Below are 24,136 nucleotides of genomic sequence, written 5' to 3' on the forward strand. Positions count from 1 at the left end.
CAGAAGATAAAGACGTGAATCAAGGCTTGCGCTCTTCTTCCTCTTCCTGCGGGCCGGACTTCTTGCCCTCCTCGCCCTGCTTCTTGGCGCGCGCCGCTGCCGCGGCTTCATTGGCGGCGCGGCGCTTGGCTTTCATATCGGCCTCGGAGTCACTGGATTGCGACTTCTGGTCGCCGCTTTGGGCTCCGGCACCGGTGCGCGATTGAGCAAAGCTCGCCGTCGCGGCAAGCGCGGCAGTAATGGCGGTGGTGAGCAACAGGATATTTCGCAGTTTCATTCGGCATTCTCCGGTGACGCGGAATCTCAGCTGGGCAGACGCGGCCCGTCTAAAGTTCGATGACTTTAGCCCTCCCCGCCCAACTTGCCGGTGAACGTGCAAAAAACGCCGCCAAGCCGCACACTTCCGCGCCGGTCGCAGCCGCCCATGCTCGCCGTCCCGGAAGCCGCATACGTCCAGTGATCCGAGAAACGAAACAAACTTATGAGTAGCCGCTACAACGCCGCCGATATCGAAGTCCTCTCTGGCCTGGACCCGGTCAAACGCCGCCCTGGCATGTACACCGACACCACGCGCCCCAACCATCTGGCGCAGGAAGTGATCGACAACGCCGTGGACGAAGCCTTGGCCGGCCATGCCCGCGAGATCGAGGTGACACTGTTCAAGGACGGCAGCTGCGAAGTGAGCGATGACGGCCGCGGCATGCCGGTGGACATCCATCCGGAAGAGAAGATTCCCGGCGTCGAACTGATCCTCACCCGCCTGCACGCCGGCGGCAAGTTCAACAACCGCAACTACACCTTCAGCGGCGGCTTGCACGGCGTGGGTGTCAGTGTGGTCAACGCGTTGTCGAAGAAGGTGGAGCTCTTCATCAAGCGAGACGGCAACGAATACCGCATGGAGTTCCGCGATGGTGATGCGGCGTCCAAGCTGGAAACCGTCGGCACCGTCGGCAAGAAGAACACCGGCACCCGCCTGCGTTTCTGGGCCGACCCGAAATACTTCGATACACCTAAATTCAATGTGCGCGCCCTGCGCCACTTGCTGCGTGCCAAGGCGGTGCTCTGCCCCGGCCTGAATGTCAGCCTGTTCGACGAGGCCACCGGCGAGCGCGATTCGTGGCGTTATGAGGATGGTCTACGCGACTACCTGAAGGGCGAAATGCAGGGCCGCGAACTGCTGCCGCCAGAGTTGTTCGTCGGCCATGTAAAGAAGGACATGGAGATCGTCGACTGGGCGGTGGCCTGGGTCCCGGAAGGCGAGTTGGTGCAGGAAAGCTACGTCAATCTGATCCCCACCGCTCAGCACGGCACCCACGTCAACGGATTGCGCAGTGGCCTGACCGACGCGTTGCGCGAGTTCTGCGACTTCCGCAATCTGCTGCCGCGTGGCGTCAAGCTGGCGCCGGAAGATGTCTGGGACCGCGTAGCGTTCGTATTGTCGCTGAAGCTGACCGATCCGCAATTCAGCGGACAGACCAAAGAGCGTCTGAGTTCGCGCCAAGCGGCTGGCTTTATCGAAGGTGCCGCGCACGATGCGTTTTCGCTATGGTTGAACCAGCACGTCGAAACCGGCGAGAAGATCGCGCAGATCGCCATCGATCGCGCCAGCGCTCGCCTGAAGACGGAAAAGCAGATCGTCCGCAAGAAGGTCACTCAAGGCCCCGCCCTGCCCGGCAAGCTGGCCGACTGCATCAGCCAGGATCTTTCCCGCACCGAACTGTTCCTGGTGGAAGGCGACTCGGCCGGTGGCAGCGCCAAGCAGGCGCGCGACAAAGACTTTCAGGCCATTCTTCCGCTGCGCGGCAAGATCCTGAACACCTGGGAAGTCGCTTCGACCGGCGTGCTGGCATCAACCGAAGTGCACGACCTGGCGGTGGCGATCGGCTGCGATCCAGGCAAGGACGACATCACCGGCCTGCGCTACGGCAAGGTCATCATCCTGGCCGACGCCGACTCTGATGGCCTGCACATCGCGACATTGCTCACCGCGCTTTTCCTGCGCCACTTCCCTGCACTGGTCGATGCCGGCCATGTCTTCGTCGCCATGCCGCCGCTGTTCCGTGTGGACGTAGGCAAGCAGGTGTTCTACGCGCTGGATGAAGAAGAGAAGCGCGTGCTGCTGGACAAGATCGAGCGCGAAAAGATCCGTGGCGCGATTAACGTCACCCGCTTCAAAGGCCTCGGCGAAATGAACGCACCACAGCTGCGCGAATCCACCATCCATCCGGACACGCGGCGGTTGGTGCAGTTGACGGTGGACGACGTCGCCGAAACGCGGTCCTTGATGGACATGCTGCTGGCGAAAAAGCGCGCGGGAGACCGCAAGGCCTGGTTGGAGAACAAGGGCGATCTGGCTTCGTTGGAAGTCTGATCAGCCCGTAAGATTGGTCGAGCGCAGCGACACCCATCAATCCGTCCGGTAGATGGGTGTCGCTGCGCTCGACCCATCCTACGAATCTTCTGGGCGCAGGGATTCTTTGCCGACGTGAAGGGATAGGTAGACGTACTGCCACAGTAGTCCCCATCGGATTTCCGGTGCGGGTGCAGGTTCAATCCCTGCCGTCGGCACCCGGCTCATAAGATAAGCCAATCAGGCACCGGCCCTGTCACAGCCCGTTCAACGAATCATTCACCAGCCCAATGCGATAAACGAAATCGCGCTACCGCGTTGGGAGAACGGATGCAGGATCATCCCTACACCTTCGGCATCGAGGAAGAATATTTCCTGATCCGCCGCAACGCGCGGCGGCTTCGCCATATGCCGCGGGCCTTTTTTGACGAATGCGTGCGGACACTCGGCGAACGGTTCGGTAGCGAAATGCTGCAGACCCAGGTCGAAGTGCAGACCACGGTGCACCACTCGCCCAGCGAGGCGCTGGCCGACCTCACCGAGATGCGCGGCAGACTGGGCGAGATCGCGGGCCGCCACGGCTTGGCCATCATCGCCGCCGGCACTCACCCGTTAGGTTTCTGGCGCGGCCAGCGCAGCACCGACAAGCCGCATTACGACCAAGTCATGGACGAATTGCAGATGCTCGGACAACGCAACCTGCTGTGCGGCTTGCATGTGCATGTGCAGCCTGAGCAACAAGCATCGCGCATCAGTCTACTCAGCCGATTGCAGCCATTCCTGCCGCTGCTGCTGGCATTCAGCACGTCCTCGCCGTTCTGGATGGGCCACCCCACCGGTCTGATGGGGTACCGGCAGACGGCGTATCAGGAAATCCCGCGCTCCGGACTGCCGCCGCTTTTCCATAGCGAGGGCGAGTACAACAAATATGTGCAACGCCTCACGCAGGGAGGCGCGATCAAGAACGCGAGTTTCCTATGGTGGGCGCTACGTCCCTCGTTGGCGTTTCCCACTATCGAACTGCGCGTCACCGACTGCTGTACGGACCTACGGGACGCTTTGGCGATCGCGCAGTTGTTCCGCTGCCTGGTTCGGCACCTTGAGCGCCACCCCGACCTACACCGTTCGTTGGACGCCGGAGGCCAAGCCGTCATCGACGAGAACCTGTGGCGCGCGCAGCGCTATGGGTTTGATGCAGGCCTGATCGACCTGTCCAGCAACCGGCTGGTCTCGGTACGGGAAACACTGCGCAGCACTTTGGATGCACTGGCGGACGACATCCAGGCACTGGAGTGCGGGTCACAAATAGAACGGCTGTGGACGATCATGGCCGAAGGCAGCAGCGCACATCGGCAACTGGCGCTCTACCGTGAACAACGCATGCTGGGAAGGAACCGCACCGAGGCATTGCAGGCGGTAGTCGATTGGCTGGCGGAGGCCAGCGTCGCGGTTTGATTTTCTTGATGGCGCCGCACTTCGACACTGTCGTAGCGTGCGCTGTGCGCACGGGCGCCTTCACGCACTCCGTCAACGTGCGCACAGCGCACGCTACGTCTTTGCCGCGAGACCCCGCTCCACTCATTACCGTGCCGCTTCATGATTCGGCGGTCATGACAGAGTGAGCTCCAGCAACTGGCGAATCAGCCCCTGCGTCTTTTCCGCACGTTGCGGCAAGTACTCGAAACTGTCTTCATCCATGTAGTTCAACTGCGCCAGTTCCAGTTGCACGGTTTCCACGCCCGCGGCGACGTCGCTGTAGTGGCGGGTGATGTAGCCACCGCGAAAACGTCCATCCACGATGAAGCTGCAGTCCGCCTGCGTTTCCAAAGCCTGTACCAGGCGCTGCCGCAATGCCGGCGAACAACTGATGCCTCCCGCGGTGCCCAGATTGAAATCGGGCAATCGTCCTTCAAACAGGAACGGCACCACGCTGCGGATGGAATGGCCCTCCCATAGCACCACGCGGCCATGCGCCGCACGAATGCGGGCGATCTCTTCGGTGAGCGCCTGATGATAAGGACGCCAGTAGCGATCGACGCGCGCGGTGATCTCGTCCGGCGTCGGTTGCTGCCCGTCGCGATATACAGGCTCGCCAGTGAATTGCACGATTGGGCACAGGCCAGTGGTGTTCTGTCCGGGATAAAGCGAAACATCGTCTTCCGGACGATTAAGGTCGACCACATAACGCGAATAATGCGGGACCAGGATCGAAGCGCCCAGGACGCGTGCGAAATCGTACAGTCGCGCGACATGCCAATCGGTATCGGGAACGCGCTTTGCGGTACCGGTAAGACGGTCCGCGACATCGTCGGGCAATGCAGTGCCGTTGTGCGGGAGGCTGATCAGCAGGGGTGCCGAACCCCGGTGCAGAGTAAAGATATCCATTCGAATATTTTAGCGCTTGCCGGCAGCCCCTCGGCGAACAGGCGCTTTCTTCGCCGCGCTTACGGCTTTGGCGGATGACGGTGCCGCGTCTCGTACCGCTTCCAGTTCGCGCATCCGCTTCTGACCGTATTCCCAATCCAGCTGAGTGGCCTCCGCCAACAAGGCTTCCACGATCGCCATCAATGCCACGCTGGAATCCCAAACCGATGGGACCGCCACCCGGGCCGGCAGCACATGCGCCGCCAGCCGGGAAATCGGCGACAGCCATTGATCGGTGACCAGCACCAATCGGGCCTGACGCTTGGCGGCGGCTTCAGCCAGCCGCAGCAAGCTGGGTTGGTAGCGGCGGATGTCGAACACAATCAATACATCTCGCTTGCCCATATCCAACACCTGGTCATACCAGTTGTCTTCCTGGTCTTCCAGGTGATTGACGCCAGGACGGACGATGCGCAACTGCGCCGACAAATAGCGGGCCAGTGCATCGGTGAAACGACCGCCAATCAGGTGCAGGCGCAGGCGGCGGTCGGCCAATAACCGCACTACCCGGTCGAACTCGGCGGTGGGTAGATGGGTAAAGGTTTCGTGCAGATTGCCTTCCAACACAGTGACGAATTTCTGTAGGCGTGGCGCTACCGTCGTACCCATCTGCCGGCGCGTCGCGGCAGGCGATTTACTGAGCGGCGAGCTGAGTTGGGCGGTCAGTTCTTCGCGCATTACCCGCTGAAAATCCGGATACGAGGCGAACCCCATGCGTGACACCATCCGCAGCACGGACGGCGCGCTCACCCCCACATCGCGGGCCAGGTCGCTCGCACTTTGCAGCCCGGCGACCGGGTAATCGGCCAGAATCCGGTGCGCCACCCGCCGCTCCGTGGCGGGAAAACCGTCCAGTCCGTCGCGCAATCTCTCCATCACCGTCCGCATGGCTTTCACGTCCCAGTTGACAATTGGCTCCAATTGTTAGACTTTTTTCAGGAAAGGCAATCTCTTCATGTTCTGTACTTTTCATTACAGGGCGGCAAACAGCCATGTCGGACGCGGTAAATTCCGAAGCGACGAATACTGAAGCGACGCACGACGAGAGCACGGTGCGCATCGTGGGTGCGGGCCGCGGTGGCGCCTTCGTCATTACCTGCGACCATGCCAGCCATTACATCCCACCGCACTACCAAGGGCTCGGCTTGGCGGATGCCGACTTGCTGCGCCACATCGCGTGGGACATAGGAGCGCTGGCGTTGTCGGAACATCTGGCCGAAGCGCTGGACGCGCCACTGCTGCACCCCACCATTTCCCGCTTGCTGCTGGACGTCAATCGCCACCCGGACGCACACGATTCCATCCCAGCAACCAGCGAAAACACCACGATCCCGGGTAATACCAGCCTCGACGCTGAAGAACGCCGGCGTCGCCGCAACCGCATCTACGCGCCCTACCACGACGCCATTGCCGAAATGATCGCCAAGCGCCGGGAACAGCAACGGCCCACTGCGGTCATCGCCATACATTCGTTCACGCCTGTCTATCGCGACCATGCGCGCCCTTGGAAAATCGGCGTGCTTTCGCATCGCGACCGCCGAATGGCCGATCCATTACTGGCGGCATTGCGCGCAAGCGACGCCTCGTTGGACATCGGCGACAACGAACCCTATGCGCCGGAGAACGGCGTCTACCACACGCTCGACCGCCACGCCGAAGCCCATGGCCTACCCTGCGTGATGATCGAAGTCCGCAACGATCTGATTTCCGAACCATCCGACCAGCGCGCCTGGGCAGACCGCCTGGCGCCGCTGCTGGTGCGCGCATTCCAAGATGCCACTGCAGGCCAGGAGGCCACTGTACGCAGCTAACCGTCCATCGCTGTAACCACCGCAAGGGGATTTACATGTCTCAGCAATCGGGTATCAGCTACACCAAGGTCGATCAGGCGTACTTCGAAAAACGCGGCTTGCGACGATATGCCGGCGTGTGGTCGTTGTGGGCGCTCGGGGTGGGCGCGGTTATTTCCGGACATTTTTCCGGTTGGAACCTGGGCTTGAGCAACGGCTGGGGCAGCATGCTGGTGGCCGGCATCATCATCGCGGTGATGTACTTGGGCCTGACCTTCTCAATCGCCGAGATGAGCCCCGCGCTACCGCATACCGGCGCTGCCTATTCTTTCGCGCGCACGGCAATGGGGCCTTGGGGTGGATTCTTGACCGGCCTGTCGGAAAACGTGGAGTACGTACTCACGCCGGCGGTCATCGTGTTCTTCATCGGCAGCTACATGGGAGGAATATTCGGCACGCCCGATGCGGCGCAGCCGCTGTGGTGGATCGGCTTCTACGTTGTCTTCATCGGCTTGAACATCATCGGCGTGGAATTGTCTTTCCGGATCACGCTGGTCGTGACCTTGCTGGCGCTGGGCTGTCTGGTGGCGTTCTGGATCAGCGCGTTACCGCATATCGACTTCAATCGCTGGGCGCTCAATATCGGGGCGGGCCCGGATGGTAAGCCCATCGAACTGCCCGATGGCGGCGGCAGTTGGTTCCCCTTCGGCTGGAAAGGCGTACTGGCCACGCTGCCGTTCGCGGTCTGGCTGTTCCTGGCCATCGAGCAACTGCCGTTGGCTGCTGAAGAATCTGTGGATCCCAAGCGCGACATGCCGCGCGGCATCATCCTGGGCATGTTTACCTTGATCGTGTCCGCTTTCATGATCATGTGGCTGAATCCAGCCGTCGCCGGCATCGGCTCGTTCAAGCTCGCCACCTCCGGCGAACCGTTGCTGGACGGTTTCAAGGCCATCTATGGCGAAGGCATCGCCAGCCTGCTCGCGCTGGTGGCGGTGCTGGGCTTGGTGGCCAGCTTCCACACCATCATTTTCGCCAAGGGTCGACAGGTCTACTCACTGAGCCGCGCGGGCTACTTCCCGCCCGGGCTTTCCGTAACGCACGGCACGCGCAAGACCCCGTACGTGGCGATGATTTTTGGTGCACTGGTCGCGCTGGCGGTGATGTTCGCCCTGTGGTTTGGCCTTGGCACCGATCGCGGCGGGGCCGTTATCGGTGCGACGCTGTTGAACATGGCGGTATTCGGTGCGATGTTCAGCTACTTCATGCAGGCGCTGTCATTCATCGTGCTGCGCAAGAAGCTACCGCACATTCATCGGCCTTACCGCAGTCCATTCGGGATATTCGGCGCTGCGTTGACCATGATCATCGCGGTCGCCACGCTGTATTACCAACTGACCGATCCGGTCTATCGCCAAGCGGTGCTTTGGGTGGCGATCTGGTTCGTCATCGGCATCCTGTACTTTGCTGTACGCGGCAGGCACCGGCTGATCCTTTCGCCGGAAGAGGAGTTCGCGCTGGAGCACAAAGAGAAAGCTGCTGCTCGCTAATCGAATCGGGCGGTGGCACTGCGCCACCGCCTCTTTGGCACGACGGATGGAACTCATGACCGCACCTCTAAGCTTCGCCGACCTCAAGCGCGCCGTCGCGGACGGCAGCATCGACACCGTGTTGGCCTGCATGGTGGACATGCAGGGACGACTGATCGGCAAGCGCTTCCAGGCCGAGTTTTTCCTGGATAGCGCACACGACGAAACCCACGGCTGTAACTATCTGCTGGCCGACGACATCGACATGGAGCCGGTACCGGGTTATGCCGCGGCCAGTTGGGACAAAGGCTATGGCGACTTCGCGCTGAAGCCGGACCTAACCACACTGCGCCGCATACCCTGGCTGGAAGGCACCGCGCTGGTGCTCTGCGATGTACTGGATCACCACCACAATGATCTGCCGCACAGCCCGCGCGCGATATTGAAGAAACAGATCGCCCGTTTGAAGGAACGTGGGTATGTGGGCATGTTCGCTTCGGAACTGGAGTTCTATCTGTTCGACGAAACCTACGAAGCGTTGAATGCGCGCGACTACCGCAATCCCAAGACCGCGGGCTACTACATTGAGGATTACCACATCCTGCAGACCACCCGCGAAGAGCCGGTGATGCGGGCGATGCGGCGCGGGATGCAGGCGGCCGGCATTCCGGTGGAGAACACCAAAGGTGAATGGGGACCCGGACAGGAAGAAATCAACGTGCGCTACGCCGAAGCGCTGGAAATGGCCGACCGCCACGCGATCATGAAGAACGGCTGCAAGGAGATCGCCATGCAGTACGGCAAATCGATCACCTTCATGGCCAAGTGGAAATACGACCTGGCAGGTTCCAGCAGCCATATCCACAATTCGTTGTGGGACGCGAAGACCGGCAAACCGAATTTCCACGACCCCAAGGACGAGCACGGAATGTCCGAGCTGATGCGCCAATGGGTGGCCGGCCAAGTGAAGTACGCGCGCGACATCACCTGGTTCCTGGCGCCTTACATCAACTCCTACAAGCGCTTCCAGGCAGGCACTTTCGCCCCGACCAAGGCGATCTGGAGCGTCGACAATCGCACGGCCGGCTTCCGCCTATGCGGCGAAGGCGGCAAAGGCATCCGCATCGAATGCCGCATCGGCGGCGCCGACCTGAACCCCTACCTCGCCTACGCCGCACTGATCGCCGCGGGGCTGGCCGGCATCGACGAGAAACTGAAACTCGGCAAGCCGCATGATGGAGACGCCTACCACGGCGACAAACTCCCCGAGGTACCCAAGACGCTGCGCGACGCCACCGATGCGTTGCGTGGGTCGAAGATGCTGCGCAAGGCACTGGGCGATGAAGTGGTCGATCACTACGTCCACACGGCCGAATGGGAACAATTCGAGTACGACCGGCGGGTGACCGATTGGGAAGTCCGGCGCGGTTTTGAGCGGTATTGAAAAGCAGCTCCTTGTAGGAGTGGTGCCGGCATGCCGGCACCGGTGAGTCGCGATAGGGCGTTATCGGCAAAGCTTCATCGCGACTCACGTCGCTCCCACAGGGAAAGTACTCCAGCACGAAGGAAACGCATGACCAACGAAGTAAAACTGATTTCCCCAGTGGATGGCCGCGTCTATGCGGAACGCCATTACGCCAGCGACCAGACGGTCGCCGCAGCGCTAGACGCCGCGGGCCATGCACAGCGCGCATGGAAGCGGGTACCGCTGGCCGAGCGCGCGGCGTATTGCCATGCCGCCGTCGATGCGATGCTGGCGATGCGGGAAGAAATCGCGCCGGAGCTGGCCTGGCAGATGGGTCGCCCAGTGCGCTACGGTGCCGGCGAACTGCGCGGCTTCGAGGAACGCGCACGCCACATGATCGATATCGCGCCATCGGCTTTGGCTGATATCCATCCGGAACCGAAGTCCGGCTTCCGCCGTTACATCCGGCGCGAACCGCTGGGCACCGTCTTCGTAATCGCGCCCTGGAATTATCCGTATCTGACCGCGGTCAACTCCATCATTCCTGCGCTGATGGCAGGCAATGCGGTCATCCTGAAGCACGCCACCCAGACCTTGCTGGTCGGTGAGCGCTTCGAACAGGCATTTCGAGAAGCGGGACTGCCGCCTGGTCTGTTTCGCAATCTGTTGCTGGATCACGACCAAGCCGCACGCGTCATTGGGTCGGGCCGGGTGCAACAGGTCAATTTCACCGGCTCGGTGGAAGGCGGACGCGCGATGGAAGGCGCCGCAAGCGGCCATTTCCTGGGACTGGGCCTAGAGTTGGGCGGCAAGGATCCCGCTTATGTACGTGCCGATGCCGATCTTGCCTTCACCGTCGAGAACCTGGTGGACGGCAGCTTCTTCAATTCGGGACAGAGTTGTTGCGGCATCGAACGCATATACGTGGCGCGGAAGTTGTACTCCGAGTTCGTCGAACGCTTCGCCGAACTGACGCGCACCTACGTGCTGGGCGATCCATTGGACAAAGCCACCACGTTAGGGCCAATGGTCAAGGCGTCCAGTGCTGATTTTGTACGCGCGCAGATTGCGCAAGCCATCGGCCATGGCGCGCGTGCACTGATCGACGCGACCACGTTTACTGCCGACGCCATCGGCACACCGTATCTGGCACCGCAGGTCCTGATCGATGTGGATCATTCGATGTCGGTGATGCGCGAGGAAAGCTTCGGCCCGGTTGTCGGCATCATGGCGGTGGAGAACGACGAGCAAGCGGTGAAGCTGATGAACGACAGCGCCTACGGCCTGACTGCTTCGCTCTGGACGCGCGATCTGGAAGCGGCGGAAGACCTCGGCGATGCCATCGCCACCGGCACGGTCTACATGAATCGCTGCGATTATCTGGACCCCGCATTGGCGTGGACCGGCGTCAAACATACCGGGCGCGGCGCCACGCTGTCGCGCGTGGGCTACGAAACACTGACCCGCCCGAAATCCTTCCATCTTCGCCACGAGATCACCTCTTAAGGGGTTCTGCATGACTCGCGCCAACTGGAACTACCCCACCGCCATCCGTTTCGGCGCCGGCCGTATCGCCGAACTCGCCGAGGTCTGCCTGGCTAATGGCATCCGCAAACCCCTGCTGGTCACCGATGCCGGTCTGGCGTCTTCGCCGATCACCATCGGCGCGCTTGCCGGTTTACGCGCGGCGGGATTGGACGCCGAACTGTTTGCCGATCTCAAATCCAATCCTGTCGAAGCCAACCTCAACGATGGTCTGTTGGCTTATCGCGACGGCGGCCATGACGGCGTGGTGGCTTTCGGTGGCGGCAGCGGACTGGACACCGGCAAGTTGATCGCTTTCATGAGCGGACAATCGCGGCCGATCTGGGACTTCGAAGACATCGGTGATTGGTGGACACGTGCAGATCCGGACGGCATTGCGCCGATCATCGCAGTCCCCACCACCGCGGGCACGGGTTCGGAAGTGGGCCGCGCCGGCGTATTGACCGATGAAACAACCCACACCAAGAAGATCATCTTTCACCCGAAGATGATGCCGCGCGCGGTGATCTGCGATCCGCAACTCACTGTGGGCATGCCGCCGCGGATCACCGCCGGCACCGGCATGGACGCGCTGTCGCACTGCCTGGAAGCTTATTGCGCGCCCGGCTATCACCCGATGGCCGACGGCATTGCCCTGGAAGGCATGCGCCTGGTGAAGAACGCCCTGCCCCGCGCCTACGCGCGGCCCGACGACATCGACGCACGCGGCGACATGATGACCGCGGCCGCCATGGGCGCCACCGCCTTCCAGAAAGGCCTGGGCGGCATGCATGCTTTGTCGCATCCGATCGGCGCGCTATACGACACTCATCACGGCATGACCAATGCGGTGTTCATGCCCTACGTACTGGCGTTCAATCGCAGCGCCATTGAGGAACGCATTGCGCGACTGGCCGCTTACCTGCAGCTGCCACGTACGGATTTCGTCGGTTTTCTGGATTGGATCCTGGAGCTGCGCGCGCAGTTAGGCGTGCCGCATACGCTGCCGGAGTTCGGCGTGGATGGAAACCGCGCCGGCGAGATTGCGACGATGGCCGAAGCGGATCCGTCGGCGGGTGGGAATCCGATCAAGTTCGACGCGGCGGCAGCGGCGAAGGTGTTGGACGCGGCATTGGTGGGGCGTGTGTGATACATCCAGCCCGTGACAACCCAAAGCGGGTTGGCCGCCAGCATTAACGTAGAGCGGAGCTTGCTCCGCTGCTTTTGCTCCGGACCAAGAATTTAAAGCTCGGCTCCACAAGAAGCATCTTTCAAGCGAGTATTCGGTATTGCCTGCCGTTGCTACGGCCTCACCGCTACTGACACATTCCTATCGCGGGGCGCAGCTCGCTCTACAAACGCGGACATGTCCCTTGTGGGAGTGGTGCCGGCATGCCGGCACCAGTGAGCCGCGACCGGGAAGATCAACGTCGCGACTCACGTCGCTCCCACAAGGACGCTATACCGATGTTCCTGCCATAACGTGTTGACCGCCAACACAGCATCTCGGCTCTACACCAGACCTACCGCATCAACACCACTTCTTCCGCGCTGGTCGGGTGAATGGCCACGGTGTCGTGCAGATCAGACAGGGTGATGCCCTTCTTCATCGCCACCGCGAAGCCCTGCAGGATTTCGTCGGCGCCCTCGCCCAGCAGATGCAATCCCACCACGCGCTCTTCGGGGCCCACGCAAACCAGCTTGAACAGGCTGCGTTGCGGCGAATCGGCCAGCGCGTGCAGCATGGGGCGAAAGCGTGTCCGGTAAACTGCGACGGCGTTGCCGTAACGGTCCCGTGCTTCCTGTTCGGTCAGCCCGATCTTGCCGATGGGCGGATGCGAAAACACCACCGTGGCGATATCCGAATAATCCAGCTTTGCTTCGGGCTTGCCGCCGAAGACCCGATCCATCAGCCGGCGCGCCGCCGCGATCGCGACCGGCGTCAATGCGGGTCGGTCGGTGACGTCGCCAACCGCGTAGATACCGGGCGCCGTCGTGTTCTGATAGTCGTCCACCTGGATATAACCCGATAAATCCAGCTCGACGCCTGCAAGCTCCAGCCCCAGGCCTGCCGTGGTCGCGCTGCGCCCGGTGGCAAAGATAAGGCAGTCGAAGCGCTCGCTGCGCACTTGCGCCGTATTGATCAGCGCGACGCCATTGTCAGCGGTCGATTCCACACCCGCCAGCGAATAGCCAAAGCGCGCATGGATGCCATGCTGCTTCGTATCCTCCAGTAGCTCGGCGGTCAGGTCGGGCTCAAAGCTATCCAGCAATCTCTGGCCGCGCACGAACAATTCGACTTGGCTGCCCAATGCCTGCAGCACGCCGGCCAATTCCACAGCCACATAGCCAGCGCCCACGATTGCCACGCGCGGCGGCGCTTCGCAGAAATTGAAGAAGTCATCCGAGACCAAACCATGTTCCGCACCCGGCACGGCCGGGCGCCGCGGCCGGCCACCGGTGGCGATCAGAATGTGCTGCGCCGTCAGCCGAGTGCCGTCTTCACTCTCGACGGTGTGACGGTCGATCAGTCGGCCACGGCACGGCATCCACACGATGCCGTTCTCATCCAGACGCTTGCGATAGCTGGTGTGGATACCGGCAATGTAGCGCTGGCGATGGACGATGAATTCGCGCCAGTCCAGCTTTGGCGCCGGCGTGTCGAATCCCAGTTCTCCCGCCAGGGTGATGTGCTGCGACAGCTCGGCCGCCAGCCACATCGCCTTCTTCGGCACGCAACCCACATTGACGCAAGTACCACCGAGTTCGCCGGGTTCCAGCAGCGCCACGCGCGCGCCGTGCGCCGCCGCGCGGAATGCGCCCGCCAAGCCGCCGGAACCACCGCCAACAACGATCAGGTCGAAATCGCTCATGCGAAGCGCTCCACGCGATAAGGCGCAGGATCGAAGGCCGGCGCGCGTTGGTTGATCAAATCCGCCATCAGTTGTCCCGTTGCAGTGCTCATGCTGATTCCCAGCATGCCATGGCCGGCAGCAAGCCACAGTCGCGAATGATTCGGCACGCGCCCCAGTAGCGGAAGATCGTCGTAGGTCATCGGTCGCCAGCCGTACCAGCGCTCTTGCACTACTTCACCCACCGGTTCGCGCAGGTACTCGCGCGCGGCACGCTCCAATGCGGCCAGCCGGGTGGTATTGAGTGTGGTGTCGGGCCCTGAGAACTCCATGGTGCTGCCCAAGCGGAAACCGCTGTCCCACACGGTCACGCACACCGAGCGATCCTTCAACACCATCGGGCGTTGCGGCACCAGCGCAGGCCGCGAATAGGTAATCGAATAGCCTTTGCCGGGCTGGATGGGCAGCTTTAAACCCAGTGGCTTGGCGAATGGGGCCGACCATGCGCCGAGTGCGATCACCACATCGCGGCCGTGGCGAACCCCCAGCACCGTGTCGACGATAACGCCGCTTTCCCGCGGGTCCAGACGCTCTACTGTGCATTGTTCTTCGATGACGCCGCCACGCTCACGCACCGCCCGCGCCAGTTCGGCGACATAGCGGTCCGGCCGCAGGCGTGCGTCACCAGGAAAACGGATGGCGCCGGCGACACCGGGCAAAATTGCGGGTTCGTTACGTTCGTACTCCTGGCCGGCGATTATCTCGCTGGCGATACCGAATTCGCGCAAGGCTTCGCATTCGGCGGTATAGCGTTCGAAATTGCGTGATTCGCGAAAGACATAGTCCAGGCCTTCCTGTTCGAATTCGCAGTCCAGTCCATAACGCTCCACCCAGTCAACCAGACGAACTCGTGCGTCGTTGAGCAGCACGGACCGGGCCGAAGTGCTTTGGCGCCAATCGCGCAGATTGCAGCGCGCGGCAAAACGCGCGAGCCAGCGCCACAACGCGGGATCTACTCGAGGTTTCAGGTAAAGCGGCGCATCCGGCACGAACATCCATCGCAGCGCCTGCACGACGACGCCGGGCGCCGCCAATGGTGGTGCATGGCTGGGAGTGATGGTGCCGCAGTTGCCATGCGAGGCGCCGCCGCCGATCTTGCCGGCTTCCAGCACGCGAACTCCACGACCGGATTCCAACAACGCCAAAGCGGTGGCAAGGCCGATCGCGCCGCCGCCGATGATTAGTATGTCGTCCTGCGATGGAGTGGTTTGAGCGCTCACCTGCGCAGTTTAGAGCGTGTCACGCGCTTTGGGATGAGATGCTGTGTTGCCGCAACCACGCGTTGCGAGTCCGCACACCACGACGAGCGGGCGATCTTGTCAGCGTGTTGCTCGCATTGGCTGAAGCTTCAAATACGTCAGTGATCGCCACAGCCATTCCATCGGACCGAAGCGATAGCGCCTCAGCCATGCATGGCTGAGCAGCACCTGCGCCGCGAACAGCACCACGACGAACGGCACCTGCCACGCGCGCGGAAGCCGTTCGAAGTAGCCCAAACCATAACCGTAGAAAATCCATGTGCAAACCAGCGACTGCAGCAAATAATTGCTGAGCGCCATACGGCCAGCCGGCGCCAACCCTTGCAACAATCGCTTCCAGGGCGGCGACTGCAGGCCCCGCACGATCCAGGCCATGTACCCCAGACACATCAGCGCGCTGCCAAAGGCATTCAATGCGAAAGCGGTGGCCGTGGCGATGTTGAAGGTGACGAAATCCATCGTGGGTTCCAGCGCATAGGCGCCCAGCATCGCCACCAAGCCAACTGGCAACGCCAGCCAGCGGAGCCGCAGGAACAAAGGCGAATGCTGCTCCGGCCGCGCAATAGCCCCGCTCTTCACGAACCAACTACCCAGCAAAAACATGCCGAGCACCGAGAATCCCATCACCGGCAGATTGCCGAGCATGAACCCGGTGTCCTCGACGCGTTGCACCGTCGCTTGCAGGAAGGTTCCGACGCTGTAGGCCTGCCGTTCGCCCTCGCGCAGTGCTTCCATCTGCCCGCCGAGTTCGGCCATGGACTTACTCCATTCCGCGGCCGCCGTAGGCTCCAGCTGCATCAGCGTGCCGAGCAGACCGAGTGCTCCCATGAAAGCCACCGGCAGCAGATAGACGCCTGCCGCCAACCATGGCAGCCATTTTTGCGGCGTGGGGCGAAAGGCCAGCAACAGGAACGACACCAGCGCGTACGTCACCAGAATGTCGCCAGCCCAGATCAGCAAGGCGTGCATCAGCCCGATGCCCAGCAGGACCAAACCGCGACGCCAGTACATCCCCGCGAACGGACGCTTCGTCGCCTCGGCACGTTGCGACATCACCGCGAATCCCATGCCGAACAACAGCGAGAACAAGGTGTAGAACTTTCCCTGGATCAGCACGTAGATCGCCGCGTCCACCCAGCGATCCGCGCCGGTCAACGTGGGATCGAGGCCGGTGAGGGCACCGACCAGCGTCCCGGCGAACCCTTCGATATTCATCAGCAGGATGCCCAGCAAGGCGAAGCCACGCAGCACATCCAGCGTCCCGATACGCTCGGCAGGAGCGATCGGCGATAGATTCTGAATTTGCGATGGCTCCATTGCCTGCCCCTGGCGGTTTTCCGGATTAGATCACGGCACCTGCGACCGAATACGACAACGGCCCGATACCCGGGCCGTTGCAGCGACTACATACGGGAAATCGGTCAGTGCTGGTGGCCGCCGTCGCCGTGCACGTGGCCGTGCTCCAGCTCTTCCTTGCTCGCTTCGCGTACATCGACGATTTCCACATCGAAATGCAAGTCCTTGCCGGCCATGGGATGGTTCAGATCCACATCCACCACGCTCATTCCGATCTTCTCGACGGTTACCGCGCGCGGGCCGAAGTTGGTCTGCAGGATGACCTGCTGGCCCGGGGTGAGCTTCTGGTTGCCGAAATGCTTCTTCGGCACACGCTGGGTAAGACCCTCACGACGCTCGCCGTACGCATCCGTCGCTGCGACATCCACACCGAAGCTTTCGCCGGCTTCGCGGTCCTGCATGGCGTTTTCCAGGCCAGGAATGATGTTGCCGTGGCCGATCAGCACGGCCAGCGGTTCGCGTTCCTTGGAGGTTTCCAGCGGCTCCTGTTCGTGGGCGGTGCGCTCGGATACGGAGTAATGGAAACGGACGACGCTGTCTTTTGCGATTTTCATACTGGACTCTGTAATAGGCTGCCGCTGGGCAGGCAGGAACGGCTTGTAGGCCGCGATGGATTGAGGCGAAGATGCGCCCGATGAAGACCGACCATTATCCCGGCTTGACCGCCAGCACGCCACCGATCACGCGAACGCGCCGGTTTTCCCACCGGATGGTCCTGCCCAGTCTGGGCTTGGCTTTAGCGGTGTTGCTGACCAGCTGCGGCGGCAAGGGAAATACGCGCCCCACCTCCGCACCGGCATCTCCACGCCCTTGGCCCGTCGTGCAAGCCGCCGATCCGGCCGGCGCCAATGCGGTGCTGATGCGGGCTATAGGGCTGGTCGGCACACCGTATCGGTACGGCGGCAACACGCCCGAATCGGGCTTCGACTGCAGCGGCCTGGTGGCCTATGTTTATCGGGACGTGCTGGATCTGCGCCTGCCACGCACCTCACGGGAATTGGCCCAGGTACAGGGCCCGCGCATCGCGCCGCGGCAGCTGGCACCGGCCGACCTGGTGTTTTTCGGCAGCCGCGGGAATGTCAGCCACGTAGGGATCTATGTCGGCGAGGGCCGCTTCGTGCATGCCCCCAGCACCGGCGGCACCGTCCGCCTGGATCACCTGGATGGCGCATATTGGCGGGACCATTACACTGGCGCGAAACGCGTGTTGAACTGACGGCAGGTCAGTTCTGTGACGGGGCACTGCTGAACTTAACTAAATTTTAACTATTTGTGAACAAAATGAAGGCGGCATGAAGGCATCATCGCCCCTTCGTATGTAACCAGCCCGCCCGAGTGATCGACGACGACCTGCCAACAGGCCTGCCTGCCGCCACCCTCTACCGCACTTCAAAGAGCGAGACTTCCCAGGGCTGGACTTCAAAGAGTAATTTCCGCTTCGTTGTAGCTACCCTGCTCTTCTCCTGCAGCGCGGCGGTCTGGGCTCAGACCACTCCCGCGGAAATTCCGGCTGACGCTGCCGCCGAAACCGTCGCCTCTACCGACGTCGTATCCATCGAAGCCAAGCCCGGCGCCGCTTCGGCAGGCGTATCGGCTATCGATAACGTCAAAGCCAAGGCGACCGAAGCCGCCGCCGCCACGCTGACGGCATTGCTCCCACGTTTGGCTGCCAGCGACACGGTGCCGTTGCTGGACCGGTCGACCTTGGTCGCCGGCGATCTCAGCCGCCTGCTGGCCAGCTACGACCTGACCCGCACCGGAGTGATCGCCCAAGAGGAAGAAGGCGGCAAGATCCAGTCGCTGCTCAAGCGTGCGCTAACGCTGATGGGTACGCCGTACCGCTGGGGCGGCACTTCACCGGACAGTGGATTCGATTGCAGCGGTCTGGTGGGTTACGTTTTCCAAACCGCCCTGGGTATCGAGCTGCCGCGCGTCTCGCGCGAGATGGCCGCCAAGGCCGACGCGGAACTGATCAAGAATCGCGAAGATCTCAAGCAGGGCGACCTGGTGTTCTTCGGACCGAAAGGCCGCGTCAACCACGTGGGCATCTACGTCGGCGAAGGCCGCTTCCTGCATTCGCCCAGCCGCGGCAAGGACGTACGCGTGGATAGCCTGACCACCGGCTATTGGGGCAACCGCTTTCTGCAGGCGCGCCGGGTCGCCCTGTAAGCTTTGCAACCTCGTTAGACCCGCTCTTAAGCGAGACACGGAAGGCCGCTATCAAGCGGCCTTTATCGTTGCCGCATCTTGGTAATGCGCGACGGTCTGTTCGATGTTCTTGCTCAGCTCCATCACCTTGGTGGCGTACTCAGCCAGCTGGCAGTCTTCAGGCGCTTGCGGTTGCCATGAAGGCACCGGCGTAGGCTTGCCTTCCACCGCATCCAACGCCACGAACACGATAATGCAGTGGGTACACAAGCGGTTTTCGCCGCCCATGGGATCGCGAGCCCGCACATCCACCGCGAAATGCATGCTGCTGGTACCGGTGTAGACCAGCTTCGCCGATATCGTCACCAGGTCGCTGATGCGGATCGGTGAAACGAAGCGGATGCCGCCGACCGCCACGGTGACGCTGTAATTTCCACTCCAACCTACCGCCGCGGCGTAACCCACCTGGTCGATCCATTTCATGACCACGCCGCCATGCACCTTTCCGCCATAGTTGACGTCCGCGGGCTCGGCCAGAAAACGGAAAGTCAATTCGCGTTGCTCGCCACTCATTGTCGGGCTCCTTGGTTGGGGCGTGTCATTGCTGGAGGGGAACAGGGTATGCCGCCTTGCGGCGTCGCAGGTTAGCCGCCATGCTGCGCCGACCCCGGCCGGTGGAATGGCACCGGTCGTTCCTTCAGTACAAGAGCCTCACTCAGGAGCCGTACGCAATGCAAGCTTCTCTGCTGACGAATCTGCTGTTGCCGCTGGCATTGGGCATCATCATGCTAGGCCTGGGCTTGGGCCTGACCACCGAAGATTTCCGGCGAGTGGCGCGTTACCCGCGTGCGGTATTGACGGGCTTGAGTTTGCAGACGCTGGTGCTGCCGTGGGTGGCGTTCGCATTGGCGCTGGGCTTCGGCCTGCCGCCCGAGCTGGCCGTGGGATTGATGCTGCTGGCGGCATCGCCAGGTGGCGCGACCGCCAACATCTACAGTCATCTGGCACGTGGCGACGTCGCGTTGAACATCACCTTGACCGCCATCAACAGCCTGCTTTGCCTGCTCACTCTGCCGCTGATCCTGAATCTTTCGCTGGAATACTTTCTCGGCGCCGGCCAGTACGTACCGCCGCCGACAAAAAAAGTCATCGAAGTCGCCGTCATCATCGTCTTGCCGGTTGCGTTGGGCATGCTGATCCGCGCCAAGGCGCCCGGCTTCGCCGCGCGGACTGAAAAGCCGTTGCGCCTGCTCTCCGTGCTGGTATTGGTGCTGTTGATCGTCGCGGCCGTGAGGCAGGAATGGAACACACTGACACGCTACTTCGCCGTCGTCGGTCTGGCGTGCTTGTTGTTCAACCTGATCAGCATGGCGACCGGCTACGCCGCGCCGCGAGCGTTGAAGCTACCCAAGCGCCAGGCGATCGCCATTGCGATGGAAATTGGCATCCACAACGGAACGCTGGCGATCTTCATCGCGCTCAACGTCCTGCAGAACCCCACCGTGTCGGTACCGGCCGCGGTCTACAGCCTGCTGATGTTCTTCACCGCGGCGCTGTTCGCCTTCTGGTCGGCGCGAGGTCGCGCGACGGCAGGCGATAGTGAATAACCGTTTACCGCGCTCTCGTAGAGCGTAGCTTGCTGCGCTGCTTTTCGCGTATTGGCTCCGGAGACGATCAGCCGAGCAAGCTCGGCTCTACATGAGGTCACGGCTATTCACTATCGCCCGCCGTTGCGACGACCTTATTGTCATTGACTAGGGGCTATCGCGGGGCGCACCCTCAGCGGCGAACCGTGTAGTCCATACCGACCGAAACCGGCCCGACTTCAGCAAAGCCGAAACGTGCGTACAAATGCTTGGCATCGCCATCGGCGATCAGCGAGACATTGGAACTGTCGGGCGCATTCGCACGCAGCCAGGCGTCCAGCGCCGACATGATGCCCCTGCCCAGGCCGCGTCCCTGATGCTCGGGCTCCACCGCGATATCGACCACGATGAAGAAACAGCCGCCGTCACCAATCACGCGTCCCATGCCGACGGTTCTTTGAGCGTGTAGCACGCTCACACCATACAAAGTGTTGGGCAATCCGCGCGCGGCGGCTTCCGCCGAACGTGGCGCCATTCCGGCAACCGAACGCAGGCGCCGATAGTCGTCGGCCTGTGGGAATTGATCCAGCAACTGATAACCGTCCGGCAACGTCATGATGTCCTGCCTGTCGCTTCAGTATCTTCCAGGCCTACATTGGACGATGCCGCTTGGTAGACCTGCGCATCCAGCAATCCGGTCTCTTTGGCGACCAGTACCGGCACCAGCATCTGGCCGGTCACATTGGTCATGGTCCGCATCATGTCCAGCACGCGATCGATCGCATACAGATAGCCGATGGTTTCCAGCGGCAGACCCGCCGCGCTCAGCACCACGGTCGCCATCACCACCGCGGTGCCTGGCACGCCGGCAGTGCCGAAGCTGCCGAGCACCGAAGCGATCAGCACGATCAAATACTGATCCGGAGTGAGCGCGTGCCCCGTGTATTGCGCGATGAATATCGCGCACAGCGCCGGATAGATAGCGCCGCATCCATCCATCTTGATGCTCGCACCTAGCGGAACCGCAAACGCCGCATAGTCCTTGTCGACACCCAGATTGTGGGTGACCGCTCGTAGCGACGCGGGCATGGCGGCAAAGCTGGATGAACTGACGAATGCCACCTGCATTCCGGGCGCAGCGCCGCGGAAGAATTTCAGGGGATTCAACCGGTGTGCCAACAATAGGCCGCTATAGACCACCACGATGTGCAAGGCGCAGGCGATATAGAGCGCGCCGACGAAGTTCGCCAGCGGCAGCAACTTACTGAAACCGTAAGACCCTACCAGTGAAGCGATGAGGCCGAAGGTACCCAGCGGCGTGATTTCCAGCACGAAACGCGTGATCTGGATCATGATCTCGCTGGCTTCGTCTGCCAGCTTGCGCGCGCCGGCAACGCGTTCGCCCAGCTTCACCATCGCAAAACCAATCAGGCCGGCGAAGAAGATCACCGGCAGGATCGAGCCCCTGCCCGCAGCCAGCACGGTCTCGCCCGCCGCATTCTTGGTCGTACCGATGCCGGTGAGTGCCTGGAACGGATTGGAGGGCACCACGTTGAGCAGCACCTGGATCGGACTGGGAATGTCCCTGGGCTTGTAACCGGGATCGACCTGCAGGCTGGCGACGCCCACGCCAGGCTGCATCACCACACCCACCGCCAAACCAATAGAGACCGCCAGCACGGCGGTGATCACGAACCACAGGAAGGTGCGTCCGCCCAGCGCCGCGACCGATTTCTGCCCATGCAGGCGCGACACCGCATTGATCACCGCGAAGAACACCAGCGGTATTGCGATCATCTTGATCAGCGTGACGTACAAGTCGCCCAAAGGTCCAAACCAGGTATCGGCCGCCGGACCCATCAGCCAACCGGCCAACGCGCCCAGTACGAAACCAGCGAGCACGCGCTGCCAGAACGGAATCTTGAACCAAGCAGCAACCAGCTTCATGCCATCAACCTGTGGGGGGTGTCCGCACGATAGCCGACCCCGCCACCCGAGGCGACCGCACCATTGGAATACCGGTGTGTCATCAGCGGGACACTGTATACGCGGCATAATCGCCTTTCGTCATTTCTCCGGTACCCGTATGCGTCGCAGCCTTTTCGCCTTGCCAGTGCTCGGCACCACTTTGATCACTCTGCTCGCAGGTTGCGCTTCCAGCCCAGGCAGGGTCGGCACCGCCAAGACTTATCAGGTAGACGTCACACCTGTCACACATCCCCAAGGCGAGACGCCCGCGTGGTGGTACCGCAGCGGCGCTGCTCGCGCTGCCGGCAACGGTGCCATGCAAGGGCGTGCGAAGAACGTGATCCTGTTCCTGGGCGATGGCATGAGCCTGACCACGGTCGCCGCCGCCCGCATCCTGCAGGGACAGCGTAAAGGCCAACCCGGCGAAGAGAACCTGCTGTCGTGGGAACACTTTCCCCATACCGCGCTCGCCAAGACTTACAACACCGATTCGCAAACCCCCGACTCCGCCGGCACCATGACCGCGATCGTGGCTGGTGTAAAAACGCACATGGGTGCCATCGGCGTTTCCACCGGCCACCGCAACGACTGCGCGGGCAGTTTGCAGAAGCCGCTGCTCAACTGGCTGCAATTGGCTGACAGCGCCGGTCTGGCGACCGGCATTGTGTCGACCGCGCGCCTCACCCATGCCACGCCCGCCGCGTTGTACGCGCACTCGCCGGATCGCAATTGGGAAAACGACACCGACCTGCCCGCCAACGCTGTGGCGGAAGGCTGCAAGGACATCGCACAGCAACTGCTATCTGCTTCGCGCTTCGGCCAAGGTCCCACAGTGGCACTGGGTGGCGGTCGCGCCGAGTTCACCAGCACCGAACAACGCGACCCCGAGTACGACGACAAAGTCGGCGAACGCCTGGACGGACGCGACCTGACTGAAGAATGGCGGCGCGCCAATCCGCAGGGCGCCTACGTCTGGAATGCGCAACAGCTGCAAGCGGCAAAGAACGCGCCGCGGCTGCTGGGTTTGTTCGAACCGGATCATATGCAGTTCGAGCATGATCGCCCCAAGGACGTCGCCGGCGAACCTTCGCTGGCCGAGCTCACCCGCGCGGCCATCGGCGTGCTGGCGGACAATCCGGAAGGGTACGTATTGATGGTTGAAGGCGCGCGCATCGATCACGCCAATCACTACGGCAACGCCTACCGTGCGCTAGACGAAACCATCGCGATGTCCGATGCGGTGCAGGCTGCGCTGGATGCCACGTCGCGGGAGGACACGCTGATCATCGTCACCGCTGATCATTCGCACACGCTGAACTTCGTCGGTTATCCGGTGCGTGGCAATCCCATCCTGGGCAAGGTTCGTGGCCAAGGCAGCGAAGACGACACGCCTGGCGACTGGGCTCGCGATCAGACCGGGCAGACCTTCACCACGCTCAGCTACGCCAACGGGCCGGGTTATACCGGCGCCAGCAATCAACAGCCCGCCGGACCCAAGCACTTCCTGCACGCGCCCAGCAGTGTCGAAGCGGCGGAAGGCCGTCCCGACCTGGGTCACGTGGATACCGAACATCCGGATTATCTGCAGGAAGCACTGGTGCCACTGAAATCCGAATCGCACGGCGGCGACGATGTCGGCATCTGGGCCATCGGCCCGGGCAGCGACGCCGTGCGCGGCACGGTGGAACAGAACGTGATCTACCACTTCGTCGTACAAGCCACGCCCAAGCTGCGCGAACGCCTGTGCGCCGCCAACACCTGCAATGCTGATGGTGTGCCGGTGGAACTGCCTAAGCCAGGGGATTTCGAGAAGGAATAGTCGCTT

At 62.1% G+C, this 24,136-nt stretch carries 21 protein-coding genes and 1 tRNA gene; 12 read left to right on the top strand and 10 right to left on the bottom strand.

Annotated elements, in window-relative coordinates:
- Positions 1-19: 19 nt before the first annotated feature.
- Positions 20-277: a hypothetical protein gene (locus tag AB6O04_RS03090; protein ID WP_368562236.1), complete on the bottom strand. Its 258-nt coding sequence runs from the start codon at positions 275-277 to the stop codon at positions 20-22.
- Positions 278-481: 204 nt separating this feature from the next.
- On the opposite strand from AB6O04_RS03090, the gene parE reads away from it, so the two are divergent.
- The 3 genes from parE to AB6O04_RS03105 all read left to right on the top strand — a co-directional run bounded on the left by parE (position 482) and on the right by AB6O04_RS03105 (position 3,805).
- The gene (gene parE / locus AB6O04_RS03095; RefSeq protein WP_368562237.1) at positions 482-2,371 is read left to right on the top strand and encodes a DNA topoisomerase IV subunit B; all 1,890 of its coding nucleotides are present in this window, start codon (positions 482-484) and stop codon (positions 2,369-2,371) included.
- A 108-nt stretch (positions 2,372-2,479) separates the two neighbouring features.
- A tRNA-Gly gene (locus tag AB6O04_RS03100) sits at positions 2,480-2,568 on the top strand.
- Between the two features lie 112 nt (positions 2,569-2,680).
- A complete protein-coding gene (locus tag AB6O04_RS03105) occupies positions 2,681-3,805 on the top strand; it encodes a carboxylate-amine ligase (protein WP_368562238.1) in 1,125 nt (374 codons plus the stop codon).
- Positions 3,806-3,958: 153 nt separating this feature from the next.
- Here AB6O04_RS03105 and hutG read toward each other — a convergent pair whose 3' ends face one another.
- Together hutG and AB6O04_RS03115 are read right to left on the bottom strand one after the other, a co-directional pair.
- Positions 3,959-4,735, bottom strand: coding sequence for an N-formylglutamate deformylase (gene hutG, locus AB6O04_RS03110; protein WP_368562239.1), 777 nt, complete (start codon positions 4,733-4,735; stop codon positions 3,959-3,961).
- Between the two features lie 9 nt (positions 4,736-4,744).
- Entirely contained in the window at positions 4,745-5,662 is a 918-nt protein-coding gene (locus AB6O04_RS03115; protein WP_368562240.1) for a MurR/RpiR family transcriptional regulator, read from the bottom strand.
- Positions 5,663-5,766: 104 nt separating this feature from the next.
- Between AB6O04_RS03115 and AB6O04_RS03120 the strand changes: the two genes are divergently transcribed.
- The 5 genes from AB6O04_RS03120 to AB6O04_RS03140 all read left to right on the top strand — a co-directional run bounded on the left by AB6O04_RS03120 (position 5,767) and on the right by AB6O04_RS03140 (position 12,232).
- Positions 5,767-6,585, top strand: coding sequence for an N-formylglutamate amidohydrolase (locus tag AB6O04_RS03120; RefSeq protein WP_368562242.1), 819 nt, complete (start codon positions 5,767-5,769; stop codon positions 6,583-6,585).
- Positions 6,586-6,620: 35 nt separating this feature from the next.
- Positions 6,621-8,114 (top strand): amino acid permease, encoded by a 1,494-nt coding sequence (locus tag AB6O04_RS03125; RefSeq protein WP_368562243.1) that lies wholly within the window; start codon positions 6,621-6,623, stop codon positions 8,112-8,114.
- 55 nt (positions 8,115-8,169) lie between these two features.
- Positions 8,170-9,537 carry a glutamine synthetase family protein gene (locus AB6O04_RS03130; RefSeq protein ID WP_368562245.1) on the top strand — a complete coding sequence of 456 codons (1,368 nt, stop codon included), beginning with the start codon at positions 8,170-8,172 and terminating at the stop codon, positions 9,535-9,537.
- A 129-nt stretch (positions 9,538-9,666) separates the two neighbouring features.
- Positions 9,667-11,064 (top strand): aldehyde dehydrogenase family protein, encoded by a 1,398-nt coding sequence (locus tag AB6O04_RS03135; RefSeq protein WP_368562247.1) that lies wholly within the window; start codon positions 9,667-9,669, stop codon positions 11,062-11,064.
- A gap of 10 nt (positions 11,065-11,074) precedes the next feature.
- Positions 11,075-12,232, top strand: a complete 1,158-nt coding sequence (locus AB6O04_RS03140; protein WP_368562250.1) for an iron-containing alcohol dehydrogenase — start codon at positions 11,075-11,077, stop codon at positions 12,230-12,232.
- Between the two features lie 373 nt (positions 12,233-12,605).
- Here AB6O04_RS03140 and gorA read toward each other — a convergent pair whose 3' ends face one another.
- The 4 genes from gorA to AB6O04_RS03160 all read right to left on the bottom strand — a co-directional run bounded on the left by gorA (position 12,606) and on the right by AB6O04_RS03160 (position 17,163).
- Positions 12,606-13,955, bottom strand: coding sequence for a glutathione-disulfide reductase (gene gorA / locus AB6O04_RS03145; protein ID WP_368562252.1), 1,350 nt, complete (start codon positions 13,953-13,955; stop codon positions 12,606-12,608).
- A complete protein-coding gene (locus AB6O04_RS03150) occupies positions 13,952-15,214 on the bottom strand; it encodes an NAD(P)/FAD-dependent oxidoreductase (RefSeq protein WP_368562254.1) in 1,263 nt (420 codons plus the stop codon). Before AB6O04_RS03150 ends, gorA begins: the two co-directional genes overlap by 4 nt.
- Before the next feature lie 99 nt (positions 15,215-15,313).
- The gene (locus AB6O04_RS03155) at positions 15,314-16,570 is read right to left on the bottom strand and encodes a DUF418 domain-containing protein (RefSeq protein WP_368562255.1); all 1,257 of its coding nucleotides are present in this window, start codon (positions 16,568-16,570) and stop codon (positions 15,314-15,316) included.
- Between the two features lie 104 nt (positions 16,571-16,674).
- Positions 16,675-17,163, bottom strand: a complete 489-nt coding sequence (locus AB6O04_RS03160; RefSeq protein ID WP_368562257.1) for a peptidylprolyl isomerase — start codon at positions 17,161-17,163, stop codon at positions 16,675-16,677.
- Positions 17,164-17,318: 155 nt separating this feature from the next.
- Between AB6O04_RS03160 and AB6O04_RS03165 the strand changes: the two genes are divergently transcribed.
- Positions 17,319-17,825, top strand: coding sequence for a C40 family peptidase (locus AB6O04_RS03165; protein ID WP_368562465.1), 507 nt, complete (start codon positions 17,319-17,321; stop codon positions 17,823-17,825).
- 338 nt (positions 17,826-18,163) lie between these two features.
- Complete coding sequence (locus AB6O04_RS03170; protein ID WP_368562466.1) at positions 18,164-18,778, top strand: C40 family peptidase; 615 nt, start codon at positions 18,164-18,166, stop codon at positions 18,776-18,778.
- Positions 18,779-18,829: 51 nt separating this feature from the next.
- Here the strand turns inward: AB6O04_RS03170 and AB6O04_RS03175 are convergent, their stop codons facing one another.
- Positions 18,830-19,330 carry an acyl-CoA thioesterase gene (locus AB6O04_RS03175; protein WP_368562259.1) on the bottom strand — a complete coding sequence of 167 codons (501 nt, stop codon included), beginning with the start codon at positions 19,328-19,330 and terminating at the stop codon, positions 18,830-18,832.
- A gap of 158 nt (positions 19,331-19,488) precedes the next feature.
- Between AB6O04_RS03175 and AB6O04_RS03180 the strand changes: the two genes are divergently transcribed.
- The gene (locus AB6O04_RS03180) at positions 19,489-20,364 is read left to right on the top strand and encodes a bile acid:sodium symporter family protein (protein ID WP_368562261.1); all 876 of its coding nucleotides are present in this window, start codon (positions 19,489-19,491) and stop codon (positions 20,362-20,364) included.
- Positions 20,365-20,536: 172 nt separating this feature from the next.
- Here AB6O04_RS03180 and AB6O04_RS03185 read toward each other — a convergent pair whose 3' ends face one another.
- Together AB6O04_RS03185 and AB6O04_RS03190 are read right to left on the bottom strand one after the other, a co-directional pair.
- Positions 20,537-20,959, bottom strand: coding sequence for a GNAT family N-acetyltransferase (locus AB6O04_RS03185; RefSeq protein WP_368562262.1), 423 nt, complete (start codon positions 20,957-20,959; stop codon positions 20,537-20,539).
- The gene (locus tag AB6O04_RS03190; RefSeq protein WP_368562264.1) at positions 20,956-22,290 is read right to left on the bottom strand and encodes a dicarboxylate/amino acid:cation symporter; all 1,335 of its coding nucleotides are present in this window, start codon (positions 22,288-22,290) and stop codon (positions 20,956-20,958) included. Before AB6O04_RS03190 ends, AB6O04_RS03185 begins: the two co-directional genes overlap by 4 nt.
- 139 nt (positions 22,291-22,429) lie before the next feature.
- Between AB6O04_RS03190 and AB6O04_RS03195 the strand changes: the two genes are divergently transcribed.
- Positions 22,430-24,130 (top strand): alkaline phosphatase, encoded by a 1,701-nt coding sequence (locus AB6O04_RS03195; RefSeq protein ID WP_368562265.1) that lies wholly within the window; start codon positions 22,430-22,432, stop codon positions 24,128-24,130.
- The last annotated feature ends 6 nt before the right edge of the window (positions 24,131-24,136 follow it).

It is taken from the genome of Pseudoxanthomonas sp. UTMC 1351, assembly GCF_040948865.1.
Classification (GTDB): domain Bacteria; phylum Pseudomonadota; class Gammaproteobacteria; order Xanthomonadales; family Xanthomonadaceae; genus Pseudoxanthomonas_A.

Excerpts from the sequence above, each read along its gene's own strand:
- AB6O04_RS03130 (WP_368562245.1), top strand. The coding sequence starts at position 8,170 with ATGACCGCACCTCTAAGCTTCGCCGACCTCAAGCGCGCCGTCGCGGAC.
- AB6O04_RS03120 (WP_368562242.1), top strand. The coding sequence starts at position 5,767 with ATGTCGGACGCGGTAAATTCCGAAGCGACGAATACTGAAGCGACGCAC.
- AB6O04_RS03185 (WP_368562262.1), bottom strand. The coding sequence starts at position 20,959 with ATGACGTTGCCGGACGGTTATCAGTTGCTGGATCAATTCCCACAGGCC.
- AB6O04_RS03105 (WP_368562238.1), top strand. The coding sequence starts at position 2,681 with ATGCAGGATCATCCCTACACCTTCGGCATCGAGGAAGAATATTTCCTG.
- gorA (WP_368562252.1), bottom strand. The coding sequence starts at position 13,955 with ATGAGCGATTTCGACCTGATCGTTGTTGGCGGTGGTTCCGGCGGCTTG.
- AB6O04_RS03090 (WP_368562236.1), bottom strand. The coding sequence starts at position 277 with ATGAAACTGCGAAATATCCTGTTGCTCACCACCGCCATTACTGCCGCG.
- AB6O04_RS03115 (WP_368562240.1), bottom strand. The coding sequence starts at position 5,662 with ATGCGGACGGTGATGGAGAGATTGCGCGACGGACTGGACGGTTTTCCC.
- AB6O04_RS03155 (WP_368562255.1), bottom strand. The coding sequence starts at position 16,570 with ATGGAGCCATCGCAAATTCAGAATCTATCGCCGATCGCTCCTGCCGAG.
- AB6O04_RS03165 (WP_368562465.1), top strand. The coding sequence starts at position 17,319 with ATGGTCCTGCCCAGTCTGGGCTTGGCTTTAGCGGTGTTGCTGACCAGC.
- AB6O04_RS03195 (WP_368562265.1), top strand. The coding sequence starts at position 22,430 with ATGCGTCGCAGCCTTTTCGCCTTGCCAGTGCTCGGCACCACTTTGATC.
- AB6O04_RS03180 (WP_368562261.1), top strand. The coding sequence starts at position 19,489 with ATGCAAGCTTCTCTGCTGACGAATCTGCTGTTGCCGCTGGCATTGGGC.
- AB6O04_RS03125 (WP_368562243.1), top strand. The coding sequence starts at position 6,621 with ATGTCTCAGCAATCGGGTATCAGCTACACCAAGGTCGATCAGGCGTAC.
- AB6O04_RS03175 (WP_368562259.1), bottom strand. The coding sequence starts at position 19,330 with ATGAGTGGCGAGCAACGCGAATTGACTTTCCGTTTTCTGGCCGAGCCC.
- AB6O04_RS03190 (WP_368562264.1), bottom strand. The coding sequence starts at position 22,290 with ATGAAGCTGGTTGCTGCTTGGTTCAAGATTCCGTTCTGGCAGCGCGTG.
- AB6O04_RS03140 (WP_368562250.1), top strand. The coding sequence starts at position 11,075 with ATGACTCGCGCCAACTGGAACTACCCCACCGCCATCCGTTTCGGCGCC.
- AB6O04_RS03135 (WP_368562247.1), top strand. The coding sequence starts at position 9,667 with ATGACCAACGAAGTAAAACTGATTTCCCCAGTGGATGGCCGCGTCTAT.
- AB6O04_RS03160 (WP_368562257.1), bottom strand. The coding sequence starts at position 17,163 with ATGAAAATCGCAAAAGACAGCGTCGTCCGTTTCCATTACTCCGTATCC.
- hutG (WP_368562239.1), bottom strand. The coding sequence starts at position 4,735 with ATGGATATCTTTACTCTGCACCGGGGTTCGGCACCCCTGCTGATCAGC.
- parE (WP_368562237.1), top strand. The coding sequence starts at position 482 with ATGAGTAGCCGCTACAACGCCGCCGATATCGAAGTCCTCTCTGGCCTG.